We start from the raw sequence: 25,746 nt of genomic DNA, 5'->3' as shown, positions 1-25,746 counted from the left end.
GAGAAACCCGTCGATGTGCATGCGACGACGATAACCGCCGCTCCCGCCGCCCTTGCCGGCCATTCGCACTCGACAACCCTTCATCGCCCGCTCACAGGCCATCTGGACAATGCAAGACTACGTCACCTGGTTACGTCACGCTTCTCCCTACATCAACGCCCACCGGGACTGCACCTTCGTGGTCATGCTGCCCGGCGAGGGCGTGGAAGACCCGAACTTTGGCAACATCGTCCATGACCTGGTGCTGCTGCACAGCCTGGGCGTGCGCCTGGTGCTGGTCCACGGCTCGCGCCCGCAGATCGAGGCGCGCCTGGCCCAGCGCGGCCTGGCGCCGCGCTTCCACCGCGACCTGCGGGTGACCGACGCGCCCACCCTGGAATGTGTGATCGACGCCGTGGGCAGCCTGCGCATCGCCATCGAGGCGCGGCTGTCCATGGACATGGCCGCCTCGCCCATGCAGGGCGCGCGCCTGCGCGTGGCGGCGGGCAACCTGGTCACGGCGCGGCCGATCGGCGTGGTCGAGGGCATCGACTACCACCACACCGGCGAGGTGCGGCGCATCGACCGCAAGGGCATCGGCCGCCTGCTCGACGAGCGCTCCATCGTGCTGCTCTCGCCGCTGGGCTACTCGCCCACCGGGGAAATCTTCAACCTCGCCTGCGAGGACGTGGCCATGCGCGCGGCCATCGAGCTGGACGCCGACAAGCTGATCCTGTTCGGCGGCGAGCGCGGCCTGCTCGACGAGGACGGCAAGCTGGTCCGCGAACTGCGCCCGCAACAGGTGCCGACGCACCTGCAGCGCCTGGGCAACAGCTACCAGGCCGAACTGCTCGACGCCGCCGCCCAGGCCTGCCGCGCCGGGGTGCGGCGCAGCCACATCGTCAGCTATACCGAGGATGGCGCGCTGCTCAGCGAGCTGTTCACCCGCACCGGCAACGGCACCCTGGTGGCCCAGGAGCAGTTCGAGCAACTGCGCGAGGCGGGCATCGAGGACGTCGGCGGCCTGCTGGAGCTGATCCGCCCGCTGGAAGAGCAGGGCATCCTGGTGCGCCGTTCGCGCGAGGTGCTGGAGCGCGAGATCGAGCAGTTCAGCATCGTCGAGCGCGAGGGGCTGATCATCGCCTGCGCGGCGCTGTACCCGATCGCCGATTCCGACGCCGCCGAGCTGGCCTGCCTGGCGGTGAACCCGGAATACCGCCACGGCGGGCGCGGCGACCAGTTGCTGGAACGCATCGAGAAGCGCGCCCGGGCCCTGGGCGTGAAGACCCTCTACGTGCTCACCACCCGCACCGCCCACTGGTTCCGCGAGCGCGGCTTCCAGCCCAGCAGCGTCGAACGCCTGCCGGCGGCGCGGGCGTCGCTGTACAACTACCAGCGCAATTCGCAGGTGTTCGAGAAGAGCCTGTAGTTCAGCGCCCTCTGCCTTTCGTAGGAGCGAGCTTGCTCGCGAATGAACCCCGCTGCGGAATCCGTTCGCGAGCAAGCTCGCTCCTACAGGGGAATGGCGCAGGTGGGGCAGCGTAGGAGCGGATCTTATCCGCGAACCGCGCCGGGGCATCCGGCTATCGCGGACAAGGTCCGCTCCTACGGGGGAGGAATACCGTGCCTCCCGGCAACCTGTAGGAGCGGGCCCTGCCCGCGAATCGCGCGCAGGGCGCGCTCCTACAGGGAATGACGCGGGTGGGGCGGCGTAGGAGCGGATCTTATCCGCGAATCGCGCCGGGGCGTCCGGCTATCGCGGACAAGGTCCGCTCCTACGGGGGAGGAATACCGTGCTTCCCGGCACAACCTGTAGGAGCGCGCCCTGCGCGCGATTCGCGGGCAGGGCCCGCTCCTACAGGGAATGACGCGGGTGGGGGGGTAGGAGCGGATCTTATCCGCGAATCGCGCCGGAGCGTCCGGCTATCGCGGGCAAGGTCCGCTCCGGGGGCTTAAACGCCGATCACCCCGAGGATGCTCGCCTGGTAGGCCGCCACGAAGGTGTCGAAATCCCCTTCCGGCTGGCGTTCCAGTTCCTCTTGTTCGGCCAGGGAGATCTTCGCCATGGCCTCGAAGGCTTCCTGCTCGATGGCCGGCAGCGGTTGGGCGAGGGTTTCCGCGTGTTCGCGGCTCTTGCGCAGGGCGAAGGCGGTGAAGCTTTCGCCGCGCTCGCGCATTTCCGCCAGGACCTGCGCGGACGGCGTGCGCTCCGGATCGGCCACCTTCTCGCGCTGCTGCGCCAGGCTCTGCGCATGGGCGTCGCCGCCGGTGGCGCGGTCGAGCAGTTCGGCGATGGGCGCGATGCGTTCCAGCAGTTCGCTGGCCCAGACCTGCAACGGCACGGTCTGCCCGCCACGCTGCAGGTGCAGCCCCGGACGGCGGCCTTCCTTGACCACCTTGAGGAAGTTGCTGGTGGCCGCGCCGCACTCGCCGTCGGCCAGCAGCGGGCTGTCCTGCAGCGCGCAGTAGAGCAGGAAGGCGTCGAGGAAGCGGCCCTCGGCGGCGTCGATGCCCAGCGGCAGGAAGGGGTTGATGTCCAGGCAGCGCGCCTCGACGTACTGCACGCCGCGCGACTCCAGGGCCTGGATCGGCCGCTCGCCGCTGTAGGTCACGCGTTTCGGGCGGATGCTGGAGTAGTACTCGTTCTCGATCTGCAGCACGTTGGTGTTCAGCTGCACCCACTCGCCGTCCTGCTTGGTGCCGACCTTCTGGTAGGGCGGGTAGGGCGTGCCCACTGCGCTGCGCAGGCTCTCGACGTAGCTGTCGAGGTCGTTGTAGCAGGGCGTCAGGCCGGCCTGGGCGTTGTTCTGGTAGCCCAGGTCGCTCATCCGCAGGCTGGTGGCCCAGGGCAGGTACAGGGTGTGCTCGTCGAACTGCTGCAGCTGGTGCGGGCGGCCGCGCAGGAAACCGGCGTCCAGCGCCGGCGAGGCGCCGAACAGGTACATCAGCAGCCAGCTGTAGCGGCGGAAGTTGCGGATCAGGGCGATGTAGTGCGCCGACTGGAAGTCGCGCAGCGCCATGCCGCCGTCCTCGTGGCGCTGCAGCAACTGCCACAGCCCCTCGGGCAGCGAGAAGTTGTAGTGGATGCCGGCGATGCACTGCATGGTCTTGCCGTAGCGCAGCGCCAGGCCCTTGCGGTAGACGTACTTGAGGCGGCCGATGTTGGAGCTGCCGTAGCGCGCGATCGGGATGCTCTCTTCGTCGGGCAGCTCGCAGGGCATCGACGGGCTCCACAGCAGCTCGCCGTCCAGGCGCTGGCTGGCGAAGCGGTGGATGCTCTCCAGGGACGCCAGGGTCTGCTCGACGCCGGTGCTGGTGGGGGTGATGAACTCCAGCAGCGCCTCGGAATAGTCAGTGGTGATCTGCGGGTTGGTCAGGGCCGAGCCCAGGGCCTTGGGGTGCGGGCTCAGGGCCAGGCGGCCGTTGCCGTCGACGCGCAGGCACTCGCGCTCGATGCCGTGCAGACACTGGCTGAGCAGGGGCAGGTGGGCAGCGTCGCCGAGCAGCGCCAGGCGGCGGGAGAGTAGGTCGCTCAATTTGATGTCCTTCACGCGGCAGTCGCCCCACTATGGGGGTGGACCGGGCGGTCTACAAGGGGGAGGGCGGCCGGCTTTGTCGCCTGGCGGGCTGCGACTCACCGGAGCCCGCGTGGCACGCGGGCTGCCGATGGTCAGGATAGAGCAGGAAAGGGGCGACGGCTTACAGCTGGGCGAAGGTGCCTTGTCCCTTGGCGACCAGCTTGTCGCCCTGGAACACGTCCGCCTCCACCACCAGCGAGCGGCGCCCGGCGTGCAGGACCTTGGCCACGCAGCGCACCTCGCCTTCGGCGACGGCGCGGATGTAGTTGATCTTGCATTCCAGGGTGACGCTCTGGCGGTCGAAGCCATGGGCGCTGGAGCAGGCCAGGCCCATGGTTACGTCCATCAGCGAGAAGATCGCCCCGCCGTGCATCACGTTGCCGCGGTTGCGCAGGTGCTCGGCCATCTTCAGGCTCACTTCGGCCTCGCCATCGCCCAGGCGCACCGGCTCAAGGCCGATGTTCTCGCTGAAGGCGCTGATCATGACGTCGCGGCTGGGCATCTCGCTCATGGGGCTTCCCTACTTCTTCTTCAGTTGCTTGGCATTGGCGAACAGCGCGGCCATGGCGTTGTTCGCCGGGGCCTTCTCCTGCTGCCGCGGGGCGCTGCGCTCGCCACGCTGGCCGCCGTTGCCACGGCCGCCGCCGCGCGGGCCCTCGACCTTCTCGCCGGGGGTGTCGCCCATGCGCATGGACAGGCCGACGCGGTTGCGCGGGATGTCCACTTCCATGACCTTGACCTTGACGATGTCGCCGGCCTTGACCACTTCGTACGGGTCCTTGACGAACTTCTCCGACAGCGCCGAGATGTGCACCAGGCCGTCCTGGTGCACGCCGATGTCGACGAAGGCGCCGAAGTTGGTGACGTTGGTCACCACGCCTTCGAGCACCATGCCCGGCTTGAGGTCCTTGAGGCTCTCGACGCCGTCCTGGAACTCGGCGGTCTTGAACTCCGGGCGCGGGTCGCGGCCGGGCTTGTCGAGTTCCTTGAGGATGTCGGTGACGGTGGGCAGGCCGAACTGCTCGTCGGTGAACTTCTTCGGGTCCAGGCGCTTGAGGAAGGCCGAATCGCCGATCAGCGAGCGGATGTCGCGGCCGGTGTCGGCGGCGATGCGTTGCACCAGCGGGTAGGTCTCCGGGTGCACCGCCGAGGCGTCCAGCGGGTTGTCGCCGTTCATCACGCGGAGGAAGCCGGCGGCCTGCTCGAAGGTCTTCTCGCCCAGGCGGCTGACCTTCTTCAGGTCGTCGCGGGACTTGAACGCGCCGTTGGCGTCGCGGTGCGCCACGATGTTCTGCGCCAGGGTGCTGTTGAGGCCGGAGATGCGCGCCAGCAGGGCGGCGGAGGCGGTGTTCACGTCCACGCCCACGGCGTTCACGCAGTCTTCCACCACCGCGTCCAGGCTGCGCGCCAGTTGCAGCTGGGACACGTCATGCTGGTACTGGCCGACGCCGATGGACTTGGGCTCGATCTTCACCAGCTCGGCCAGCGGGTCCTGCAGGCGGCGGGCGATGGAGACGGCGCCACGCAGCGACACATCGAGGTCGGGGAATTCCCGGGCGGCCAGCTCGGAGGCCGAGTACACCGAGGCGCCGGCCTCGCTGACCATGATCTTGGTGCACTTGAGCGCCGGGTATTTCTTGATCAGTTCGGCGGCCAGCTTGTCGGTCTCGCGGCTGGCGGTGCCGTTGCCGATGGCGATCAGTTCCACCTGGTGCTTGGCGCACAGCGCGGCGAGCACGGCGATGGTCTGGTCCCACTGGTTCTTCGGCGCGTGGGGGTAGACGGTGGCGGTGTCCAGCAGCTTGCCGGTGGCGTCGACCACCGCGACCTTGACGCCGGTGCGCAGGCCCGGGTCCAGGCCCAGGGTGGCGCGCGGGCCGGCCGGGGCGGCCAGCAGCAGGTCGTGCAGGTTGCGGGCGAAGACGTTGATCGCCTCGAGATCGGCGCCTTCGCGCAGCTCGCCCAGCAGGTCGGTCTCCAGGTGGGTGTAGAGCTTGACCTTCCAGGTCCAGCGCACCACTTCGCCCAGCCACTTGTCGGCGGCGCGGCCCTGGTTGGAAATGCCGAAGCGCTCGCCGATCATCACTTCGCACGGGTGGCTGGTGCCCGGCAGTTCCTCGCCGACCTTCAGCGTCACGCTCAGCACGCCTTCGTTGCGCCCGCGGAAGATCGCCAGGGCGCGGTGCGAGGGCGCGCCCTTGAAGGGCTCGTCGTGCTCGAAGTAGTCGCTGAACTTGGCGCCTTCGGTTTCTTTGCCCGGCACCAGGCGGGCGGTCAGGGTGGCGTTGTCCTTGAGGAACACGCGCAGGCGGTCGAGCAGGGTGGCGTCCTCGGCGAAGCGCTCCATGAGGATGTACTTGGCGCCTTCGAGCACGGCCTTGATGTCGGCGAAGCCCTTCTCGGCATCGACGAAGCGCGCGGCTTCGGTTTCCGGGGCCAGGTTCGGGTCGGCGAACAGCGCGTCGGCCAGCTCGCCCAGGCCGGCTTCCAGGGCGATCTGGCCCTTGGTGCGGCGCTTCTGCTTGTACGGCAGGTAGAGGTCTTCCAGGCGCGTCTTGGTGTCGGCCAGCTTGATCTCGCGGGCCAGCTCGGGGGTCAGCTTGCCCTGCTCCTCGATGCTGGCGAGGATGCTGGCGCGGCGCTCGTCCAGCTCGCGCAGGTAGCGCAGGCGCTCTTCCAGCAGGCGCAGCTGGGTGTCGTCGAGGCTGCCGGTCACTTCTTTGCGGTAACGGGCGATGAAGGGGACAGTGCTGCCTTCGTCCAGCAGGGCCACGGCGGCGGCCACCTGCTGCGGTTGAACACGGCCGGAGGGCAGTGCGGAGAGCTCTTCGGCGATACGGGTGTTGATGCTGTCCATGAATCCACCTGGTGAAACCAACGAGAATACGGGGTGTGGCGCTAGCGCCGGCCGGCTCGCTCGGGCGTCCGGCAGGCGTCTATGACAACGCCCCGCCGCAAAAGCGCCGCATTATACCCAGGCAAAATCGCGCGAGAGGGCGGTCGGTCGGGGAAAAATCTGCTAACAATGGACAATCCGTGGCCAACCGAGGCTGGGCGATAATTGCCGGCCTGACCCGAACCTGGAGTTTCTATGTCGAACCCGTCCACCCTGCCCGAAGGTGAAAAGATCCTCATCGTCGACGACGACGCCCGCCTGCGCCGCCTGCTGGAGCGCTTCCTCGACGAGCAGGGCTACCGCGTGCGCGCCGTGGAGAACACCGAGCAGATGGACCGCCTGCTGGCCCGCGAGCTGTTCCAGCTGGTGGTGCTCGACCTGATGATGCCTGGCGAAGACGGCCTCTCGGCGTGCAAGCGCCTGCGCGAGGCGAACAACCAGATCCCGATCATCATGCTCACCGCCAAGGGCGACGAGTCCAGCCGCATCCAGGGCCTGGAGCTGGGCGCCGACGACTACCTGGCCAAGCCGTTCAACCCGCGCGAGCTGCTGGCGCGGATCAAGGCCGTGCTGCGCCGCCAGGCGCCGCTGGTGCCGGGCGCCCCGGCCGGCGAGGACGAGGTGGTCACCTTCGGCGACTACGAGCTGTACCTGGCTACCCGCGAGCTGAAGAAGAACGGCGGCGAGGTGCACATGCTCACCACTGGCGAGTTCGCCGTGCTCAAGGCGCTGGTGCAGCACGCCCGCGAGCCGCTGACCCGCGACAAGCTGATGAACCTGGCCCGCGGCCGCGAGTGGGACGCCCTGGAGCGCTCCATCGACGTGCAGATCTCGCGCCTGCGCCGGCTGATCGAGCCCGACCCGTCCAAGCCGCGCTACATCCAGACGGTGTGGGGCGTGGGCTACGTGTTCGTGCCGGACGGTAATGCCCGCAAATGATCCTCCTGTAGGCGCGAGCCCGCTCGCGAACCGACTCCGCAACGGGGCGGGTTCGCGAGCAAGCTCGCTCCTACGTTCCGTGCTCTGTGGTAGTTCATCTTGAAAACCCCGCCCTGGTTCCCGCAAAGCTTCTTCGCCCGCACCCTCTGGCTGGTGCTCATCGTCGTGCTCTTCTCCAAGGCGCTGACGCTGGTCTACCTGCTGATGAACGAGGACATGCTGGTCGACCGCCAGTACAGCCACGGCGCGGCGCTGACCGTGCGCGCCTACTGGGCCGCCGACGAGCGTTCGCGCGAGGCCATCGCCAGGTCCGCCGGGCTGGCCTGGGTGCCCCACGAGAACGGCCAGCCGGAAGAACAGCACTGGCCCTACAGCGGCATCTTCCAGCGGCAGATGCGCACCGAACTGGGCCCGGACACCGAGACGCGCCTGCGCATCCACCACCCGTCCATGCTCTGGGTCCACGCGCCCAACCTGGGCGACGGCTGGCTGGGCGTGCCGCTCTACCCGCACCCGCTGCGCGGCCAGCAGATCTGGAGCGTGCTCGGCTGGTTCCTCGGCATCGGCCTGCTGTCCACCGCCGCGGCCTGGATCTTCGTGCGCCTGCTCGGCCAGCCGCTCAAGCGCCTGGTGGTGGCCTCGCGGGAGTTCGGCAAGGGCCGCAGCGTGCGCCTGCCGCTGGGGCAGGACACACCCAGCGAGATGGCCGAGGTGTACCGCGCCTTCAACCAGATGGCCGACGACGTCGAGCAGGCGGCGCGCGAACGCGAGCTGATGCTGGCCGGGGTGTCCCACGACCTGCGCACGCCGCTGACGCGCCTGCGCCTGTCCCTGGAGCTGATGCCCGAGACCGAGCGCGAAATGGTCGAGGACATGGTCCGCGACATCGAGGACATGGACCAGATCCTCGACCAGTTCCTCGCCTTCATCCGCGACGGCCGCGACGAGCCGGTGGAGGCGGGCGACCTCAACGAACTGACCCGCGAGGTGGTGGCGCCCTACAACCAGGGCGAGGAGCACGTGCGCCTGAGCCTGCAGCCGCTGCCGCCGTTCCCGCTGCGCCGGGTATCGATGAAGCGCCTGCTCGGCAACCTGATCGGCAACGCCCTCAACCACGGCGGCGGCAACGTCGAGGTGGCCAGCCACCTGGCCGGCGGCGACGGCGCGCCCTACGTGGTGCTGAGCGTGCTCGACCGCGGCGCCGGCATCGACCCGCAGGAGCTGGACAGCATCTTCAACCCCTTCATCCGCGGCGACAAAGCCCGCGGCGGCAAGGGCACCGGCCTGGGCCTGGCCATCGTCAAGCGCATCGCCGCGCAACACGGCGGCAGCGTGGAACTGCGCAACCGCGAGGGCGGTGGGGTGGAGGCCAGGGTGTGTTTGCCGCTGGGGTTGATGTTGCCGCGGGGGGCTTCCTGAGCGGCGGTATCCCCGACGGGTGTAGGAGCGGGCCCTGCCCGCGATTCGCGCGCAGGGCGCGCTCCTACAGGGTGGCTGCTACGTAGGGCTTGGGGCTAGCCTGGGACGGCGGTGCACTGGATGGGCTCCGCACCCTCTCCCCGGCCCTCGGCTGCGCGCCCCGCCCTGAAGGGAGAGGGGGCTCTAGAATTCAGCACCAGAGTCTCGAGCAAGCACCGTCCGCGATCGGTTGGCCAGACGCAGGCACTACCACTCCAACCCCTTCACCCCCAACCGCCCCACCTTCCCATAAGGCCAAGCTCTATTCTGCGCCCCATGCCCACTCGGCAGCCCGTGGTACAGCGGAACCCCCAGCGGCTTCAGGTACTCCACGAAAATCTCTTCCAGGCTATGCGCCACGTTCTTGCGCGGGCAATCGGTGAAGGTGCCCAGCACCACCGCGCCCAGGCTCTCCGCATCGATGCTGTTGAGCAACTGCCAAAGGCTGCGCTCCAGCCGGTAGTAAGGCTCGCCCACATCCTCCAGCACCAGGATGGCGCCGGCAGGAGCATGCTGCGCGGCTACCGTGCCGGCGGTGCTGGCCAGGGCAGTGAGGTTGCCGCCGATCAGCTCGCCCTCGACGGCGCCTTTCGGGCCGCTCAGGTGAGTGCAAGGCAGATGGCGGTCCTCGCCAGCCAGCAAGCGGCTGACAGAAGCCAGCGAGGCCAGGCGCTCGCGCTGTTCGCTGGGGGCGCTCAGCGGCTGCAGGCCGAGGGCGCTGGCCACCGGGCCGTGGATCGCCGGTAGGCCGTGGCGGTGGAAGGCGCTGAGCAGGATGGAGATGTCCGAGAAGCCTATCAGCGGCCGCGGCGAGGCCGCCCGCAGCCGCGCCCAGTCCAGCCCGGGCACCAGCTGGGCGCAGCCGTAGCCGCCGCGCAGGCACCAGACGGCGCTCACGTCCGGCAGCTCGAAGGCCCGGTGGAAGTCCTCCAGGCGCTGTTCGGCGCTGCCGGCCAGGTAGCGGTAGCGGGCTTCGGCGTGCTCGCCCAGGTGGTAGTCGATGCCCAGTACCTCCAGCTGGCGCAGGGTGGCCTCGAAGACCTCCTCGGCGATGGAGGAGGCCGGGGCGACCAGGGCGACGCGGCCTTCGAAGGGCGACCAGGTCAGGTCGGAGGAGCGGGGGGATTTGGGCATGGGGTTATTCGTGAGCGGGCGGGAGATTGATGTGCTTCATGGTGATCCTGCGTAGACATCCCTGTCGGGGCATCGTGCCCGTCGGCACCCCCAGCCCGGCCATCCATGGCCGGTCGTTCGTCGGCGCGACGCATGCGTCGCGTACGTGCCTCCTCACCCTTTACCTTTAGTCCGCACCATATGCGGCCCGGCATTCTTCTCCAGGTACTCGATGATCACCCCGGCGACGTCCTTGCCGGTGGTGGTCTCGATGCCTTCCAGGCCCGGCGAGGAGTTCACTTCCATCACCAGCGCGCCGTGGTGCGAGCGCAGGATGTCCACGCCGGCCACCTTCAGGCCCATGATCCGCGCCGCGCGGATCGCGGTCATGCGCTCCTCGGGGGTGATCTTGATCAGGCTGGCGCTGCCGCCGCGGTGCAGGTTGGAGCGGAACTCGCCGGGCGCGGCCTGGCGCTTCATCGAGGCGATCACCTTGTCGCCGACCACGAAGCAGCGGATGTCGGCGCCGCCGGCTTCCTTTATGTACTCCTGCACCATGATGTTGTGCTTCAGCCCCATGAAGGCCTCCAGCACCGACTCGGCGGCCTTCTGCGTCTCGGCCAGCACCACGCCGACGCCCTGGGTGCCTTCCAGCAGCTTGATCACCAGGGGCGCGCCGCCGACCATCTGGATCAGGTCCGGCACGTCGTCCGGGGAGTGGGCGAAGCCGGTGATCGGCAGGCCGATGCCCTTGCGCGAGAGCAGCTGCAGCGAGCGCAGCTTGTCGCGAGAGCGGGCGATGGCCACCGACTCGTTGAGCGGGAACACGCCCATCATCTCGAACTGCCGCAGCACCGCGCAGCCGTAGAAGGTGACCGAGGCGCCGATGCGCGGGATCACCGCGTCGAAGCCTTCCAGCGGCTGGCCGCGGTAGTGGATCTGCGGCTTGTGGCTGGCGATGTTCATGTAGGCACGCAGGGTGTCTATCACCACCATTTCATGCCCGCGTTGTTGCCCGGCCTCCACCAGCCGACGGGTGGAATACAGGCGCGGGTTGCGCGACAGCACGGCGATTTTCATTGAGCACCTGAAAGGGCGGGGGTAACCATGATGAGGGGTTTGTCCTGGACGTACGTCAGCGCCGGGTTGACCACCAACTGGCCCTGGACCAGGGCCTTGGAACCCAGCAGCACGCGGTAGCGCATGGTCTTGCGGCAGGCCAGGGTGAATTCCACCGCCCAGGCGTGGTCGCCCAGGGCCAGGGTGGTGCGGATCACGTAGCGCGTCTGGGCCTGGCCGTTGGAGCTCTTGATGGTCTTCATCGTCACCAGCGGCGCCTCGCAGCGGTGGCGGCGCTGCACCTGGGTGCCCAGGTGGGCGGTGAAGCGCACCCAGTCGCGGCCGTCACGCTGGAAGGTGGCGATGTCGCTGGCGTGCAGGCTGGAGGTGCTGGCGCCGGTGTCGATCTTCGCGCGCAGGCCGACGATGCCCAGGTCGGGAAGGGCGATCCATTCGCGCAGGCCGATCACTGACAGGTGGTCGAAGGTCTTCAAAAGGAGCCATCCCAGGGTTTTGCGGCATTCTAGCAGGGCCATCGGCGCCCGCCAGGGGCCTGCCGGGAACGCCGGGCCGAGGGTAGACTGGCCAGGTTGCAGAAGTGTGGACGAGGCCGTGAGCGAGAAAGACGACGACAGGGTACGCCTGGACAAATGGCTGTGGGCGGCGCGTTTCTACAAGACCCGCGGCCTGGCCAAGGCGGCCATCGAGGGCGGCAAGGTGCATTGCCGGGGCGAGCGCTGCAAGCCGAGCAAGGAACCGAAGGTCGGCGAGGAATACGTGCTGCGCACCGGGTTCGACGAGCGCACCGTGGTGGTCAAGGCGCTGTCGGGCGTGCGCCGCGGCGCGCCGGAGGCGCAGCTGCTCTACGAGGAAACCGCCGAGAGCGTGAAGCGCCGCGAGGACGCGGCGGCCATGCGCAAGGCCGGCGCCCTGGGCGTGCAGACCGACGGCCGGCCGAGCAAGAAGCAGCGCCGCCAGCTGCTGCACTTCCTCGACGACCGGGAATAACGGAAACCCCCGCCGTGGCTGGGGTTCCGGAGGGCGCCTCAGGCGGCGATCACGCTCAGGCGGTTGAGCAGCGGCACCTTCGCCAGCAGGGCGAACAGCGGCTCGGTCAGGCGCACCAGGCCGGCGCTGGCCCAGGCGGCGAACGGGGTGAAGCAGCTCCAGGCCACGGCCAGCAGGGCCATCTGCACGCCGCCTATATAGTCGTCCTGGCCCCAGTGGGCGCCGGCCACCAGGCGCGGCAGCATGAACAGCAGGGCCAGGGCCCAGACCACCAGCCACTGCACGGCATTGCGGGCGAACAGGCTGAGGAACAGCGCCCACACCAGCAGCACCGAGGCGTGGTCGCCGGGGAAGCTGCGCGCCGACTCGTCCTTCACCTCGAAGAGGGTGTCCTGCCAGCCGCGGAAGAAGTCTTCCAGGCGCACGGCGTCCGGGGCGATGGCCGAGATGCTGGCGTGCTGCCAGCCCAGGTGGTGGGCGATCTTGGCATAGAGGGTGCGGACGATCATCAGCACCACCATGGTCACCACCATGCCGAAGGTCGCGGCGCGCACCTGGCCGGCCTTGAAGATCCAGTCGCCGCGGATCAGCAGCAGGAGCAGGATGACGCCGACCAGGAGGTCGAACGGCCGGGTGCTGGCCACCGCCCAGACGTTGCGCCAGGCCTCGTTGGTCGCCAGCGGCGCGTTGAGGGCGTGGAACAGGCTGAAGTCGAAGAAGTCGATGGCGGCGCGGGTCGGCGTCCACAGCCAGAGCAGCAGCAGGACCAGGGCCAGCGCATGGCAGGCGATGAACGGGCGCCACGACCAGGTGGCTTGGAACGGCGAAGCTTTCTCCATAGAATCGATTCCCCCTTACTGAACCGGGCGGCTGTCGCAAAGCGCGCTTTATAGGCCTTTGCCATCAGCTTGTCATGTATTTGTGCCTTAGCCAGCGTTGTGCCCAGCATGTCCCAGATCGATCAAAGTCAGCGTTTCCTCTTCGACAACACCGACGTTCGCGGTGAAATGGTCGCGCTCGAACGCAGTTTCGCCGAAGTGCTGGCCAAGCACCCCTACCCGCAGCCGGTGGCGCAGCTGCTGGGCGAGATGCTCGCCGCCGCGGCGCTGCTGTGCGGCACCCTGAAGTTCGACGGCCTGCTGGTGTTGCAGGCGCGCTCCAGCGGCGCCGTGCCGCTGCTCATGGTGGAATGCTCCAGCGACCGCGAAGTGCGCGGCCTGGCCCGCTACGACGCCGAGGCCATCCGCGACAGCGCCGGCCTGCTCGACCTGATGCCCGACGGCGTGCTGACCATGACCGTGGACCCGAAGAACGGCCAGCGCTACCAGGGCATAGTGCCGCTGGAGGGCGCCTGCCTGGCGGACTGCCTGTCGTCCTACTTCGCCACTTCCGAGCAGTTGCCCACGCGCTTCTGGCTGGGCGCCGACGGCCGCCACGCCCGCGGCCTGCTGCTGCAGCAACTGCCCGCCGACCGCCTGAAGGACGCCGAGGACCGCGAGGCCAGCTGGCAGCACCTGACCACCCTGGCCGACACCCTCAACGTCGAGGAGCTGCTGGGCCTGGACAACGAGACCCTGCTGCACCGCCTGTACCACGAGGAAGCGGTGCGCCTGTTCGAGCCGCAGCCGCTGGTGTTCCGCTGCAGCTGCTCGCGCGAGCGCTCGGCCAACGCCCTGGTCAGCCTCGGCAAGGAAGACGCCGAGCGCCTGCTGGGCGAGCTGGGCGGCGAGATCACCGTCGACTGCCAGTTCTGCAACCAGCGCTACGCCTTCGACGGCAGCGACATCGCCCAGCTGTTCGCCGGCGGCGGCAGCGCGGCGCCGTCACAAACCCGCCATTGATCGGCGCTATCGGGGCGATAGCCGAACCATTGACGCCCTCGCCGGATCAGAGGCTGCACGAGAACCGTTCTTTTCTGGCATAATCCCGCGACTTTTTTCCGCTGTAGTGGAAATTAGAAGTCACTACGCAATGTTTGGAGGACTCGGCTCCGGCCGATGGGGACCCACATGACGCAAGCCAACAAAGCCGTGTACACCGATATCAGCGTTGCCCAACTGGTCGAGGAAGCCATTCGCCGCGGCGAAGGTCGCCTGGCCGACAACGGCTCGCTGGTGGTGGAAACCGGCCACCGCACCGGCCGCTCGCCTGCCGACCGCTTCATCGTCGAAGAGCCCGGCAGCAAGGACTCCATCGCCTGGGGCGCGATCAACCGCCCGTTCCCGGCCGACAAGTTCGACGCCCTCTGGGAGCGCGTCCAGGCCTTCAACGGCGCCCAGGACCACTTCGTTTCCCACGTGCATGTAGGTTCGGCCGCCGATCACTACCTGCCGGTCAAGATGACCACCGCCACCGCCTGGCAGAACCTGTTCGGCCGTCAGCTGTTCATCAACCCGGAAACCTACAACCCGGCCGGCCGCGACGAGTGGCAGGTGCTGAACGTGGCCAACTTCGAATGCGTGCCCGAGCGTGACGGCACCAACTCCGACGGCTGCGTCATCCTCAACTTCGCCCAGAAGAAAGTGCTGATCGCCGGCATGCGCTACGCCGGTGAAATGAAGAAAGCCATGTTCTCGGTGCAGAACTACCTGCTGCCGGAAAAGGACGTGCTGCCGATGCACTGCGCCGCCAACATCGGCGAAGCGGGCGACGTGACCCTGTTCTTCGGCCTGTCCGGCACCGGCAAGACCACCCTGTCGGCCGACGAGAGCCGTTACCTGATCGGTGACGACGAGCACGGCTGGGGCGAAGGCGTCGTCTTCAACATCGAAGGCGGCTGCTACGCCAAGTGCATCGACCTGTCCGAGAAGAACGAGCCGGTCATCTGGAAGGCCATCAAGTTCGGCGCCGTGCTGGAGAACGTGGTCCTCGACGAGGAGCGCACCCCGGACTACGCCGACGACCGCCTGACCCAGAACTCCCGCGCGGCCTACCCGCTGGAGCACGTCGAGAAGCGTTCGGAAGCCAACCTGGGCGGCGAGCCCAACGCGGTGATCTTCCTGACCTGCGACCTGACCGGCGTACTGCCGCCGGTGTCGATCCTGAACAACGAGCAGGCGGCCTACCACTTCCTGTCCGGCTACACCGCGCTGGTCGGTTCCACCGAGATGGGTTCGGGCGGCGGCATCAAGTCGACCTTCTCCACCTGCTTCGGCGCGCCCTTCTTCCCGCGCCCGGCCGGCGTCTACGCCGAGCTGCTGATCAAGCGCATCAAGGCCTTCGGCTCCAAGGTGTACCTGGTCAACACCGGCTGGACCGGCGGTGGCTACGGCGTCGGCAAGCGCTTCAACATCCCGACCACCCGTGGCGTGATCGCCGCCATCCAGAGCGGCGCTCTGGTCGGCGCCGAGACCGAGCACCTGGACATCATCAACCTGGACGTGCCCAAGGCCGTCCCGGGCGTCGAGACCAACCTGCTCAACCCGCGCAACACCTGGGCTGACCAGGCCGCCTACGACGAAGCCGCCAAGGGCCTGGCCGGCAAGTTCATCGAGAACTTCAAGAAGTTCGAAGTGAGCGAAGCCATCAAGAACGCTGGCCCGCAGCTGTAAGCGCGCCCGTTCGCCGAAAGAGCCGCCTCCGGGCGGCTTTTTCATTGGCCGACCCCTGTAGGAGCTTGTCCGCGATAGCCGGGCGTATTGGCGCGCTTCGCGGATAAGATCCGCTCCTACGCCGCCCCACCCACGCCATTCCCCTGTAGGAGCGCGCCCTGCGCGCGAATCGCGGGCAGGGCCCGCTCCTACAGGTTGCCGGGGAGCACGGTATTCCTCCCTCGTAGGATGGGTTGAGCGAAGCGATACCCATCGCCACGACCGCATGGGTTTCGCAAGCTCAACCCATCCTACGAAAAGCACCTCGGCGCAGCCGGTAAGACAGTACTCCTACGGGGCTACCTTAGGAGCGTACTTTCCTCTGAACCGGAATCGGGTCGTTCGCGAGCAAGCTCGCTCCTACAATGGCTACCCCTAGCATGGCGTTTCCACCCATGACCGGTAAGGGAGATACCCGCATGCACGATACCCTCGAACGCGTCTTCGGTTTCCGCCAGTTCCGCCCCGGCCAGGAGGCGGCGGTCAGCGCCGTGCTGGGCGGGCGCTCGGCGGCGGCGATCTTCCCCACCGGCTCGGGCAAATCGCTGTGCTACCAGTTGCCGGCGCTGCTGCTGCCGCACCTGACCCTGGTGGTGTCGCCGCTGATCGCGCTGATGCAGGACCAGTTGGCCTTCCTCGCCCGCCACGGCATCGCCGCCGCCAGCATCGACTCGGCGCAGAGCCGCGAGCAGGTGGCGCAGACCATGGCCCGCGCCCGCAGCGGCGAGCTGAAGGTGCTGATGATTTCCGTGGAACGCCTGAAGAACGAACGCTTCCGCAACTTCATCGGCGAAGTGCCGATCTCCCTGCTGGTGGTCGACGAGGCCCACTGCATCTCCGAATGGGGCCACAACTTCCGCCCCGACTACCTGAAGCTGCCGGCCTACCAGAAGCAGTTCCGCATCCCCCAGGTGCTGCTGCTGACCGCCACCGCGACGCCGGCGGTGATCGCCGACATGCGCGCCAAGTTCGCCATCGCCGAGGCCGACGTGGTCACCACCGGCTTCTACCGCGCCAACCTCGACCTGCAGGTGGAGCCGGTGGCCGGCGCCGCCAAGCGTGCGCGCCTGGTGGAATGGCTGGGCGCGCGGGCCGGGCAGCCGAGCATCGTCTACGTGACCCAGCAGAAGACCGCCGAGGACATCGCCGCGCACCTTTCCGAGCGCGGCACCCCGGCCCGCGCCTACCACGCCGGCATGGACCACGCCGAACGAGAGGCCATCCAGCAGCGCTTCATGGGCGGCGCGCTGAACTGCATAGTCGCGACCATCGCCTTCGGCATGGGCATCGACAAGAGCGACATCCGCAACGTGGTGCACTTCGACCTGCCCAAGTCGGTGGAGAACTACAGCCAGGAGATCGGCCGCGCCGGCCGCGACGGCCAGCCCTCGGAGTGCCTGGTGCTGGCCAACCGCGACAGCCTCAGCGTGCTGGAGAACTTCGTCTACGGCGACACCCCCGAGCGCGAGGGCATCCGCAGCGTGCTGGCGGAAATCGCCGCGGCGCCCAACGGCCAGTGGGAGCTGATGCTGACCGCGCTGTCGGACCAGTCGAACATCCGCCAACTGCCGCTCAAGACGCTGCTGGTGCAACTGGAGCTGCGCGGCATCATCGCCCCGCGCTTCGCCTACTTCGCCGAATACCGCTTCAAGAACCTGATCGAGCCCGCGGCGCTGCTGGGCCACTTCGAGGGCGAGCGACGGCAGTTCGTCGAGGCCATCCTCGACACCTCGGCGCGGGCGCGCACCTGGTCGACCCTCGATTTCGACGCCCTCTACCAGCGCCACGGCGCCGAGCGCGCGCGGGTGGTGAAGGCCCTGGACTACTTCCAGGAGCGCGGCTGGATCGAGCTGGAAAGCAAGCAGATGACCGAGGTCTATGCGGTGCGCGAGGCGGGCTTCGACATGGATGCGCTCAGCGACGAGCTGTACGCCTACTTCAAGCGCCACGAGGCCAGCGAGATCGCGCGCATCGGCGCCATGCTGGAACTGTTCGCCAGCGACCAGTGCCTGAGCCGGCGCCTGGCCCGCTACTTCGGCGACGAGCGGGCGCCGGAGCACTGCGGGCACTGCTCGGTCTGCGCCGGCCGCGTCGCCCACCTGCCGGAGCCGCCGGCCCTGCCGCCGCTGGATGGGCAGACGTTGCACAGCCGCTGCGCCGCCTTCCTCGACAAGTACCAGGGCGCCCGCGGCATGCCGCCCAGCGCCGACTGCGTGACGCGCTTCCTCTGCGGCATCAGCGTGCCGGCCTTCACCCGCCTGCGGGCGCGCACGCTGCCGGGCTACGCGGCGCTGGAGGACTACCCCTACGCCCAGGTGCGCGCCTGGGTGATGGCGCAGCTGGCGCAAGGGTAACGCCGCGGCGGCTCCACCCATCCTAGGGTGGGGCGCCGGCCGGTGGTGGCCCTTGTAGGGTACGGGGGAGGAATTTCCTCCTAGACTCAGCAAGGCGTTGCCCGCCACCCGGCCGAGGAGCCCCCATGTCTGTCGAGCACCTGGATGTCCTGATCGTCGGCGCCGGCCTGTCCGGTATCGGCGCCGCCTACCACCTGATGAAGCACTGCCCGGGCAAGACCTTCGCCCTGCTCGAGGGCCGCGAGGCCATGGGCGGCACCTGGGACCTGTTCCGCTACCCGGGCATCCGTTCCGACTCGGACATGTACACCTTGGGCTACAACTTCAAGCCCTGGACCGACGCCAAGGCCATCGCCGACGGCCCCTCGATCCGCCACTACATCGAGGAGACCGCGCAGGAAAACGGCATCGACCGCAAGATCCGCTACCGCCACCGCGTGCTCAAGGCCGACTGGAACAGCGACAGTGCGCGCTGGCAGCTGACCGTGCAGCGCGGCGACGAGCCGGAACCGGTGCGCATGAGCGCGCAGTTCCTGCTGATGTGCACCGGCTACTACCGCTACGAGGCCGGCTACACCCCGGAATTCAAGGGCAGCGACAGTTTCCGCGGGCAGATCATCCACCCGCAGCTGTGGCCGGAAGGCTTCGACTACGCGGACAAGAGCGTGGTGGTCATCGGCAGCGGCGCCACCGCCGTGACCCTGGTGCCCTCGCTGACCGACAAGGCGCGCCACGTCACCATGCTGCAGCGCTCGCCGTCCTACGTGATCAGCCTGCCGCAGAAGGACCCGATATCGAACTTCCTGCGCCGCTTCCTCCCCGAGACCTGGGTGTACCGCCAGGCGCGGGCGCGCAACGTGACCATGCAGATGGTCTTCTTCCTGTTCGCCAAGACCTTCCCCAACCTGGCGCGCAAGGCCCTGCTGGGGCTGGCCAGGCACCAGTTGGGCAAGGACTTCGACATGCGCCACTTCAGCCCGCGCTACAAGCCGTGGGACGAGCGCGTGTGCTGCGTGCCCGACGGCGACCTGTTCAAGGCGCTGCGCAAGGGCAAGGCCTCGGTGGTCACCGAGCACATCGACGGCTTCTGCGAGAAGGGCATCCGCCTGAAGTCCGGGCAGGTGCTGGAGGCCGACGTCATCGTCACCGCCACCGGCCTGGACCTGGTGATGTTCGGCGGCGCCGAGCTGGCGGTGGACGGCAAGCCGTTCCAGGTCAACCAGAGCATGGGCTACCGCGGCATCATGCTGCGCGATTTGCCCAACTTGGCCGCGGTGGTTGGCTACACCAACGCCAGCTGGACGCTCAAGGCGGACCTTTCCAGCGAGTACTTTTGCCGCCTGATCAACCACATGGACGCCATCGGCATGCGCCAGTGCACGCCGCGCGCCGGCGCCGGCCAGGTGAAGGAGGAGCCCTTCCTCAACCTCAACTCCGGCTACATCCAGCGCGCCGCCGACAGGATGCCCAAGCAGGGCGACCGCACGCCCTGGAAGCTCTACCAGAATTACGCCCTGGACCTGGCACTGCTGCGCCACGGCAAGGTGGAGGACGGCTACCTGACCTTCACCTCGCCGCGCGTTCAGCAGGATGACGAGGCCTCGTTGCAGGCGGTGTAGCGATTCGATGATTCCTATCGGGAAAACCGCCTGAAGCCTGCGCCCGGGCGGTTTACCATGGCGGACATTTTTCGCCGTCAACGAAAGGAGTCCCCATGCATATCGACGAAGCCATCCGCAGCCGCCGCGCGGTCAAGGGCTACGACCCGGCCTTCACCCTCAGCCGCGAAGAGAAGGACGAGCTGCTGCAGCTGGCCATGCTCGCGCCCTCGGCCTTCAACCTGCAGCACGTGCGCCTGGTCGAGGTCAGCGATGCGCAGCTGCGCGCGCATATCCGCGAAGTGGCCTGGGGCCAGGCCCAGGTGACCGACGCCTCGATGCTGGTGGTGGTCTGCGCCCAGCTCGACAGCTGGGAAAAGAACGCCCGCCGCGTCTGGGAAGGCGCGCCCCAGGAAGTGCAGGACTACATGGCCGGCGCCATCGACGCCTACTACCGCGGCAAGCCCCAGGTGCAGCGCGACGAGACCATGCGCAGCTGCGGCCTGATGGCCCAGACACTGATGCTCGCCGCCCGCGGCAAGGGCCTGGATTCGTGCCCCATGGACGGCTTCAATTTCGACGCCGTGGCCAAATTGATCAACCTGCCGGAGAACCACGTGATCGGCCTGATGGTCGCCGTCGGCAAGCAGGCCGTGGCGCCCAAGCCGCGGGTGGGCAAGCTGGCGTTGGACGAGGTGGTGATTCGCGATCGGTTCTGAGGTTTGCCGATGGCCAATGAACGCGCCCTTGGGCTGTACGTGCCACCGGGGCGTCCGGTGTGGCCGGTGATCCAATCGCGGACAAAGTCCGCTCCTACGCCCGAGCTCCCCTGTAACCGTAGGAGCGGACTCCGTCCGCGATTCGGCGGATAACGCCATAGGCGTTATGCGAACCTCCGAGGGCTGGGGGGAGGGTTGCGGACTCCCCCATGCACTGCTGCCAGACCTGCCCCCTGAACCACACCCGTAGGATGGGTTGAGCGAAGCGATACCCATCACCGTGACCGCATGGGTTTCGCAAGCTCAACCCATCCTACGAAAAGCATCTCGGCGCAGGCCCTACGCCCTCGGCGCCGCCTCCAGCATCCGCCCCACCAGCCACTGCAAGGCCAGGTCGCGCTCGCGCTGGGCCAGGTACACCAGCTCCAGGTGGAACTGCCCGACGTCGAAGGGCAGCTCCAGCACCTGCAGCGGCAGCAGCCTGGCGAAGTATTCGGCCAGGCGCGTCGGCAGCACCGTCAGCAGGTCGGTGCCGGCCACCAGTTGCGCGGCCTGCAGGTAGTTGGGGGTGACGTAGGCGATCTGCCGCTTCAGGCCCTGGCTGGCCAGCCACTGGTCGACCATGCCCTTGGTCTGCCCGCCGGACACCCACAGGTGACGCTCGTTCAGGAAGCCGTCGAGGTCCAGCGGGCCGTTCACCCGCGGATGCCCGCGGCGCGCCAGCAGGCGCAGCGTCTCGCTGGCCCAGGGGCGGCGGCCGAAGCGCGCCGGGATGTCCTCGAAGCGGCCCAGCACCAGGTCCAGGTGGCCCTTGTCCAGCGCCTCCACCGGCAGGCTCGGGGCCAGGTGGCGCACGTCCAGGGCCACGCCCGGCGCCTCCGTGCCCAGGCGCTGCAGCAGCGCCGGCATGCACAGCAGCTCGGCGTAGTCGGTCAGCGCCAGGGTGAAGCGCTGGCGGCTGCGCGCCGGGTCGAAGCGCTCGGTGCCGCTGAGGCTGTGGAGGATGCGCTGCAGCGACTCGCGGATCGGCGCCTCCAGCTCCAGCGCCCGCGGCGTGGGCTGCATGCTGCGGCCGATGCGCACCAGCAGCGGGTCGTCGAGCAGCTCGCGCAGGCGGCCCAGGGCGTTGCTCACCGCCGGCTGGCTCAGGGCCAGGCGCTCGGCGGCGCGGGAGACGCTGCGCTCGCGCAACAAGGCGTCGAAGACACGCAGCAGGTTCAGGTCGAAGGTATTTATATTCATCAGCTAAATACTGCGCATCACAAGACTAAATTTCAAAAATAATCCGATCTTCCCTAAGGTGACTGTCACTTTTTTGCTCGAACGCCCGTTTGATAACAAGAGGAAGACCATGAGCCAGATTCCCCCGATTCGCAGCGCCGCGGTGATAGGCGCCGGCACCATGGGCCGCGGCATCGTCATGTGCCTGGCCAACGCCGGCGTGCAGGTGCAGTGGCTGGACAACAATCCGCAGATGCTGCTGCAGGCCCAGGGCGCGGTGGCCGACACCTACGCCCACAACGTGCGCCAGGGGCGGATCGACGAGATGGAGGCGGCGGCCCGGCGGGCGCGCATCTCGCCTGTGGACAACTACACAGCGATCCGCGAGGCGGACCTGGTGATCGAGGCGGTCTACGAGAACCTGGAACTCAAGCAGGCGATCTTCCGCGAGCTGGACGCGGCGCTGAAGCCCGCGGCGATCCTCGCCAGCAACACCTCCTACCTTGACGTCGACGCCATCGCCGCCGTGACCCAGCGCCCGTCGCAGGTGCTGGGCCTGCACTTCTTCAGCCCGGCGCACATCATGAAGCTGCTGGAGATCGTGCGCGGCGCGGAAACCGCGCCCGCCGTGCTGGAAGCCGCCCTGGAGCTGGGCCGGCGCATGGGCAAGGTCAGCGTGGTGGCCGGCAACTGCCACGGCTTCATCGGCAACCGCATGCTGGAGAAGTACGTGCAGGAGTCGCGCCGGCTGATCCTCGAAGGCTCGCTGCCCTACCAGGTGGATGCCGCGCTGCAGGGCTTCGGCTTCGCCATGGGCCCGTTCCGCATGTTCGACGTGGTCGGCATCGACCTCGAATGGCGCGCCCGCGAGCTGGCCGGCAAGGGCCAGGACGCGCCCACCGTGCAGGTGGACAACCGCCTGTGCGAGATGGGCCGCTTCGGCCAGAAGAGCGGCAACGGCTTCTACCACTACGAACCCGGCAGCCGCCAGGCCGAGCACGACCCCGAGGTCGACGCCCTGGTGCTGCGCGAATCCGAACGCCTGGGCTACGCGCGCCGCGACATCGGCCCGGAGGAAATCCTCGAGCGCTGCCTGCTGGCGCTGGTCAACGAAGGCGCGAAGATCCTCGACGAAGGCATCGCCAGCCGCAGCGCCGACATCGACACCGTCTACCTCAACGGCTACGGCTTCCCCGCCGACAAGGGCGGTCCCATGGCCTGGGCCGACGCCCAGGGCCTGCCGACCCTCCTCGCGCGCCTGCGCGACCTCGCCGGGCAGCACGGTGCGCACTGGCAGCCGGCCGCGCTGATCGAGCGCCTGGCCGCCAGCGGCGGGCGCTTCGCCGACATCCAGCAGGAGCACCAGGCATGAGCTACCAGGCCCCCCTGCGCGACATGCGCTTCGTCCTCCACGAACTCTTCGACGCGACCGGCCACTGCGCGCTGCTGGGCAACGGCCTGGACCGCGAGCTGATCGACGGCGTGCTGGAAGAGGGCGCGCGCTACACCGGCGAGGTGGTGGCGCCGCTGAACCGCAACAGCGACGAGCAGGGCGCGACCCTGCACGACGGCGCGGTGACCACCCCGGACGGCTTCCGCGAGGCCTACAAGCAGTACTGCGACAACGGCTGGGCGAGCATGACCGGCCCGGTCGAGTTCGGCGGCCAGGGCTTCCCGCAGCTGGTGGCGGCGAACTTCCACGAGATGCTGATGGCCGCGTCGCTGTCCTTCCGCGTCTATTCCGGGCTCACCGAGGGCGCCGTGCTGGCGCTGTACAAGCACGGCAGCGCCGAGTTGCAGCGCGACTACCTGGCGAAGATGGTCAGCGGCGTGTGGACCGGCACCATGTGCCTCACCGAGCCCCAGGCCGGCACCGACCTGGCGCTGCTGCGCACCCGCGCCGAGCCCCGGGCCGACGGCAGCTACGCGGTCAGCGGCAGCAAGATTTTCATCAGCGGCGGCGAGCAGGACCTGTCGGAGAACATCGTCCACCTGGTGCTGGCGCGCCTGCCGGACGCCCCGGCCGGGGTGAAGGGCATCAGCCTGTTCCTCGTGCCGAAATTCATCGCCAACCCGGACGGCACGCCCGGCGCACGCAACGCGCTGAGCTGCGGCGCCCTCGAGCACAAGATGGGCATCAAGGGCGCCTCCACCTGCGTGATGAACTTCGACGGCGCCAGCGGCTGGCTGCTGGGCGAGGCCAACCAGGGCCTGGCCTGCATGTTCACCATGATGAACGACGCGCGCTTCCAGGTCGGCCTGCAGGGCCTGGGCATCGCCGAGCGCAGCTTCCAGGGCGCCTTGAGCTACGCCCGCGAGCGCCTGCAATCGCGCGCCCTGACCGGTCCCGCGCAGCCGCAGAAAGCCGCCGACCCGATCATCGTGCACCCCGACGTGCGGCGCATGCTGCTGACGCAGAAGACCCTCACCGAGGGCAGCCGCATGCTCGCCGCGCTCTGCGCCCGCGAGCTGGACCTGGAGCACGGCCACCCCGAGGCCGAGGGCCGCAAGGCCGCGGCGAAGCGCGCGGCGCTGCTGATCCCGCTGGTGAAGTCCTTCTTCACCGACATGGGCCAGGAAGTGGCCAGCCTTGGCGTGCAGGTCTACGGCGGCCACGGCTACATCCGTGAATGGGGCATGGAGCAACTGATGCGCGACAGCCGCATCACGCAGATCTACGAAGGCACCAACGGCATCCAGGCGCTGGACCTGATCCGCCGCAAGCTGCTGGGCGACGGCGGCGCCGAGATGGCCGCGCTGCAGGCCGACCTGGCGGAAACCTGCGCCGCGCTGGCCGCCCACGCCGAGCTGGAACCCATGGCCGCGGTGGTGCGCGAGCGCATCCAGGAATGGCGCGGGCTGACCGCCGACGTGCTGGCCGCCACCCGCCGCGATGCGCAGGAGATCGGCGCCATGTCGGTGGACTACCTGCAGTACAGCGCCTACGTGCTGCTCGCCGGGCTCTGGCTGCGCGCTGCCGGTACCGCCCAGGCAGCGCTGGACGCCGGCAGCGGCGAGGGCGACTTCTACCGCGCCAAGCTGGCCAGCGCCGACTTCTACCTGCGGCGCATCCTGCCGCGCGCCAGCATGTACCGCGAGGCCCTGCTGGGCGGCGCCGGCTGCCTGATGGCGCTGGACGAGGCGCACTTCGCCTTCTGACGGCCAGGCGGCCGCCCCGGTTCGCCCGGGGTGGCCGCCATGGCGGGCCGGGTTAAACTTGCATCGATTCAGTCCGATGACGAGAAACCACCCATGTACGAATGGCTCAACGCCCTGCCCAAGGCCGAACTGCACCTGCACCTGGAAGGGACCCTGGAGCCCGAGCTGCTGTTCGCCCTGGCCGAACGCAACCGGGTGAAGCTGCCCTGGGCCGACGTCGAGACCCTGCGCAAGGCCTACGCCTTCAGCAACCTGCAGGAATTCCTCGACCTCTACTACGCCGGCGCCGACGTGCTGCGCAGCGAGCAGGACTTCTACGACCTGACCTGGGCCTACCTGCTCAAGTGCAAGGCGCAGAACGTCATCCACGTCGAACCCTTCTTCGACCCGCAGACCCACACCGACCGCGGCATCTCCTTCGAGGTGGTGTTGCGCGGCATCCAGGGCGCGCTGAAGGACGGCGAGCAGCAGCTGGGCATCAGCCACGGCCTGATCCTCAGCTTCCTGCGCCACCTGTCCGAGGAAGAAGCCTTCAAGACCCTGGAACAGGCCATGCCCTTCCGCGACGCCTTCGTCGCCGTGGGCCTGGACAGCTCCGAAGTGGGCCACCCGCCGAGCAAGTTCCAGCGCGTGTTCGACCGCGCCCGCGCCGAGGGCCTGCTGACCGTGGCCCACGCCGGCGAGGAAGGCCCGCCGGAATACATCTGGGAAGCCCTGGACCTGCTCAAGGTCGAACGCATCGACCACGGCGTGCGCGCCATCGAGGACGAGCGGCTGATGCAGCGCATCATCGACGAGCAGATCCCGCTGACCGTCTGCCCGTTGTCCAACACCAAGCTGTGCGTGTTCGAGCACATGGGCCAGCACAACATCCTGGCGATGCTGGAGCGCGGGGTGAAGGTGACGGTGAACTCGGATGATCCGGCTTACTTCGGGGGGTATGTGACCGAGAACTTCCAGGCGTTGTACGAGCACCTGGGGATGACGAAGGAGCAGGCGCAGCGGTTGGCGCAGAACAGCCTGGATGCGCGGTTGGTGAAATGAGTGAGCGGCGGATAACGCCCTGGGCGTTATC

20 protein-coding genes are annotated in these 25,746 nt (G+C 68.3%); 12 read left to right on the top strand and 8 right to left on the bottom strand.

Going from position 1 to position 25,746, the window contains the following annotated elements:
• Nucleotides 1-109 precede the first annotated feature (109 nt).
• Complete coding sequence (argA, locus tag M8R19_RS14590; RefSeq protein ID WP_069862634.1) at nt 110-1,408, top strand: amino-acid N-acetyltransferase; 1,299 nt, start codon at nt 110-112, stop codon at nt 1,406-1,408.
• 523 nt (nt 1,409-1,931) lie between these two features.
• Here the strand turns inward: argA and gshA are convergent.
• From gshA to M8R19_RS14575, 3 genes are all read right to left on the bottom strand, one after another.
• Nucleotides 1,932-3,515: a glutamate--cysteine ligase gene (gshA, locus tag M8R19_RS14585; RefSeq protein ID WP_249918147.1), complete on the bottom strand. Its 1,584-nt coding sequence runs from the start codon at nt 3,513-3,515 to the stop codon at nt 1,932-1,934.
• Nucleotides 3,516-3,678: 163 nt separating this feature from the next.
• Entirely contained in the window at nt 3,679-4,068 is a 390-nt protein-coding gene (locus tag M8R19_RS14580; protein ID WP_074978168.1) for a PaaI family thioesterase, read from the bottom strand.
• A gap of 9 nt (nt 4,069-4,077) precedes the next feature.
• Nucleotides 4,078-6,414: a Tex family protein gene (locus M8R19_RS14575; RefSeq protein ID WP_249918146.1), complete on the bottom strand. Its 2,337-nt coding sequence runs from the start codon at nt 6,412-6,414 to the stop codon at nt 4,078-4,080.
• A 234-nt stretch (nt 6,415-6,648) separates the two neighbouring features.
• Here M8R19_RS14575 and ompR point away from each other — a divergent pair, with 234 nt between their 5' ends.
• Together ompR and M8R19_RS14565 are read left to right on the top strand one after the other, a co-directional pair.
• The gene (gene ompR, locus M8R19_RS14570; RefSeq protein ID WP_109935050.1) at nt 6,649-7,392 is read left to right on the top strand and encodes an osmolarity response regulator transcription factor OmpR; all 744 of its coding nucleotides are present in this window, start codon (nt 6,649-6,651) and stop codon (nt 7,390-7,392) included.
• Nucleotides 7,393-7,491: 99 nt separating this feature from the next.
• Nucleotides 7,492-8,811: an ATP-binding protein gene (locus tag M8R19_RS14565; protein ID WP_074978160.1), complete on the top strand. Its 1,320-nt coding sequence runs from the start codon at nt 7,492-7,494 to the stop codon at nt 8,809-8,811.
• A 246-nt stretch (nt 8,812-9,057) separates the two neighbouring features.
• Here M8R19_RS14565 and M8R19_RS14560 read toward each other — a convergent pair whose 3' ends face one another.
• The 3 genes from M8R19_RS14560 to rimB all read right to left on the bottom strand — a co-directional run bounded on the left by M8R19_RS14560 (nt 9,058) and on the right by rimB (nt 11,516).
• Nucleotides 9,058-9,984, bottom strand: coding sequence for a S66 peptidase family protein (locus tag M8R19_RS14560; RefSeq protein WP_249918145.1), 927 nt, complete (start codon nt 9,982-9,984; stop codon nt 9,058-9,060).
• A gap of 153 nt (nt 9,985-10,137) precedes the next feature.
• Nucleotides 10,138-11,043, bottom strand: a complete 906-nt coding sequence (gene rimK, locus M8R19_RS14555; RefSeq protein WP_074978154.1) for a 30S ribosomal protein S6--L-glutamate ligase — start codon at nt 11,041-11,043, stop codon at nt 10,138-10,140.
• Entirely contained in the window at nt 11,040-11,516 is a 477-nt protein-coding gene (gene rimB / locus M8R19_RS14550; RefSeq protein WP_261747173.1) for a retropepsin-like aspartic endopeptidase RimB, read from the bottom strand. The genes rimK and rimB overlap by 4 nt, the downstream gene beginning before the upstream one ends.
• 118 nt (nt 11,517-11,634) lie before the next feature.
• On the opposite strand from rimB, the gene hslR reads away from it, so the two are divergent.
• A complete protein-coding gene (hslR, locus tag M8R19_RS14545; protein WP_249918144.1) occupies nt 11,635-12,030 on the top strand; it encodes a ribosome-associated heat shock protein Hsp15 in 396 nt (131 codons plus the stop codon).
• Nucleotides 12,031-12,068: 38 nt separating this feature from the next.
• Here hslR and M8R19_RS14540 read toward each other — a convergent pair whose 3' ends face one another.
• Nucleotides 12,069-12,869, bottom strand: coding sequence for a phosphatase PAP2 family protein (locus M8R19_RS14540; protein ID WP_249918143.1), 801 nt, complete (start codon nt 12,867-12,869; stop codon nt 12,069-12,071).
• Between the two features lie 108 nt (nt 12,870-12,977).
• On the opposite strand from M8R19_RS14540, the gene hslO reads away from it, so the two are divergent.
• The 5 genes from hslO to M8R19_RS14515 all read left to right on the top strand — a co-directional run bounded on the left by hslO (nt 12,978) and on the right by M8R19_RS14515 (nt 20,291).
• A complete protein-coding gene (gene hslO / locus M8R19_RS14535; protein WP_009614970.1) occupies nt 12,978-13,871 on the top strand; it encodes an Hsp33 family molecular chaperone HslO in 894 nt (297 codons plus the stop codon).
• A 168-nt stretch (nt 13,872-14,039) separates the two neighbouring features.
• The gene (locus M8R19_RS14530) at nt 14,040-15,581 is read left to right on the top strand and encodes a phosphoenolpyruvate carboxykinase (RefSeq protein WP_249918142.1); all 1,542 of its coding nucleotides are present in this window, start codon (nt 14,040-14,042) and stop codon (nt 15,579-15,581) included.
• Between the two features lie 458 nt (nt 15,582-16,039).
• Nucleotides 16,040-17,974 (top strand): RecQ family ATP-dependent DNA helicase, encoded by a 1,935-nt coding sequence (locus tag M8R19_RS14525; protein WP_249918141.1) that lies wholly within the window; start codon nt 16,040-16,042, stop codon nt 17,972-17,974.
• 125 nt (nt 17,975-18,099) lie between these two features.
• A complete protein-coding gene (locus M8R19_RS14520) occupies nt 18,100-19,593 on the top strand; it encodes a flavin-containing monooxygenase (protein WP_249918140.1) in 1,494 nt (497 codons plus the stop codon).
• 95 nt (nt 19,594-19,688) lie between these two features.
• Nucleotides 19,689-20,291, top strand: coding sequence for a nitroreductase family protein (locus tag M8R19_RS14515; protein ID WP_249918139.1), 603 nt, complete (start codon nt 19,689-19,691; stop codon nt 20,289-20,291).
• 339 nt (nt 20,292-20,630) lie between these two features.
• Here M8R19_RS14515 and M8R19_RS14510 read toward each other — a convergent pair whose 3' ends face one another.
• A complete protein-coding gene (locus tag M8R19_RS14510) occupies nt 20,631-21,533 on the bottom strand; it encodes a LysR family transcriptional regulator (RefSeq protein ID WP_249918138.1) in 903 nt (300 codons plus the stop codon).
• Nucleotides 21,534-21,642: 109 nt separating this feature from the next.
• On the opposite strand from M8R19_RS14510, the gene M8R19_RS14505 reads away from it, so the two are divergent.
• The 3 genes from M8R19_RS14505 (at nt 21,643) to M8R19_RS14495 (ending at nt 25,715) form a co-directional block, all read left to right on the top strand.
• Nucleotides 21,643-22,884: a 3-hydroxyacyl-CoA dehydrogenase gene (locus M8R19_RS14505; protein WP_249918137.1), complete on the top strand. Its 1,242-nt coding sequence runs from the start codon at nt 21,643-21,645 to the stop codon at nt 22,882-22,884.
• Nucleotides 22,881-24,671 (top strand): acyl-CoA dehydrogenase C-terminal domain-containing protein, encoded by a 1,791-nt coding sequence (locus M8R19_RS14500; protein WP_249918136.1) that lies wholly within the window; start codon nt 22,881-22,883, stop codon nt 24,669-24,671. Before M8R19_RS14505 ends, M8R19_RS14500 begins: the two co-directional genes overlap by 4 nt.
• 93 nt (nt 24,672-24,764) lie before the next feature.
• Nucleotides 24,765-25,715 carry an adenosine deaminase gene (locus M8R19_RS14495; RefSeq protein ID WP_249918135.1) on the top strand — a complete coding sequence of 317 codons (951 nt, stop codon included), beginning with the start codon at nt 24,765-24,767 and terminating at the stop codon, nt 25,713-25,715.
• The last annotated feature ends 31 nt before the right edge of the window (nt 25,716-25,746 follow it).

The sequence above is a fragment of the Pseudomonas sp. R3.Fl genome (genome assembly GCF_023516765.1).
Classification (GTDB): Bacteria; Pseudomonadota; Gammaproteobacteria; order Pseudomonadales; family Pseudomonadaceae; genus Pseudomonas; species Pseudomonas citronellolis.
The sequence above is the reverse complement of the archived record's forward strand: the minus strand, read 5'-3'. Positions and strand labels throughout refer to the sequence as shown.

Bases quoted from the DNA above. Each gene is read 5' to 3' on its own strand.
- argA (WP_069862634.1), top strand. From the start codon at position 110: ATGCAAGACTACGTCACCTGGTTACGTCACGCTTCTCCCTACATCAAC.
- M8R19_RS14580 (WP_074978168.1), bottom strand. From the start codon at position 4,068: ATGAGCGAGATGCCCAGCCGCGACGTCATGATCAGCGCCTTCAGCGAG.
- M8R19_RS14575 (WP_249918146.1), bottom strand. From the start codon at position 6,414: ATGGACAGCATCAACACCCGTATCGCCGAAGAGCTCTCCGCACTGCCC.
- ompR (WP_109935050.1), top strand. From the start codon at position 6,649: ATGTCGAACCCGTCCACCCTGCCCGAAGGTGAAAAGATCCTCATCGTC.
- M8R19_RS14560 (WP_249918145.1), bottom strand. From the start codon at position 9,984: ATGCCCAAATCCCCCCGCTCCTCCGACCTGACCTGGTCGCCCTTCGAA.
- rimK (WP_074978154.1), bottom strand. From the start codon at position 11,043: ATGAAAATCGCCGTGCTGTCGCGCAACCCGCGCCTGTATTCCACCCGT.
- M8R19_RS14540 (WP_249918143.1), bottom strand. From the start codon at position 12,869: ATGGAGAAAGCTTCGCCGTTCCAAGCCACCTGGTCGTGGCGCCCGTTC.
- hslO (WP_009614970.1), top strand. From the start codon at position 12,978: ATGTCCCAGATCGATCAAAGTCAGCGTTTCCTCTTCGACAACACCGAC.
- M8R19_RS14530 (WP_249918142.1), top strand. From the start codon at position 14,040: ATGACGCAAGCCAACAAAGCCGTGTACACCGATATCAGCGTTGCCCAA.
- M8R19_RS14525 (WP_249918141.1), top strand. From the start codon at position 16,040: ATGCACGATACCCTCGAACGCGTCTTCGGTTTCCGCCAGTTCCGCCCC.
- M8R19_RS14520 (WP_249918140.1), top strand. From the start codon at position 18,100: ATGTCTGTCGAGCACCTGGATGTCCTGATCGTCGGCGCCGGCCTGTCC.
- M8R19_RS14515 (WP_249918139.1), top strand. From the start codon at position 19,689: ATGCATATCGACGAAGCCATCCGCAGCCGCCGCGCGGTCAAGGGCTAC.
- M8R19_RS14510 (WP_249918138.1), bottom strand. From the start codon at position 21,533: ATGAATATAAATACCTTCGACCTGAACCTGCTGCGTGTCTTCGACGCC.
- M8R19_RS14505 (WP_249918137.1), top strand. From the start codon at position 21,643: ATGAGCCAGATTCCCCCGATTCGCAGCGCCGCGGTGATAGGCGCCGGC.
- M8R19_RS14500 (WP_249918136.1), top strand. From the start codon at position 22,881: ATGAGCTACCAGGCCCCCCTGCGCGACATGCGCTTCGTCCTCCACGAA.
- M8R19_RS14495 (WP_249918135.1), top strand. From the start codon at position 24,765: ATGTACGAATGGCTCAACGCCCTGCCCAAGGCCGAACTGCACCTGCAC.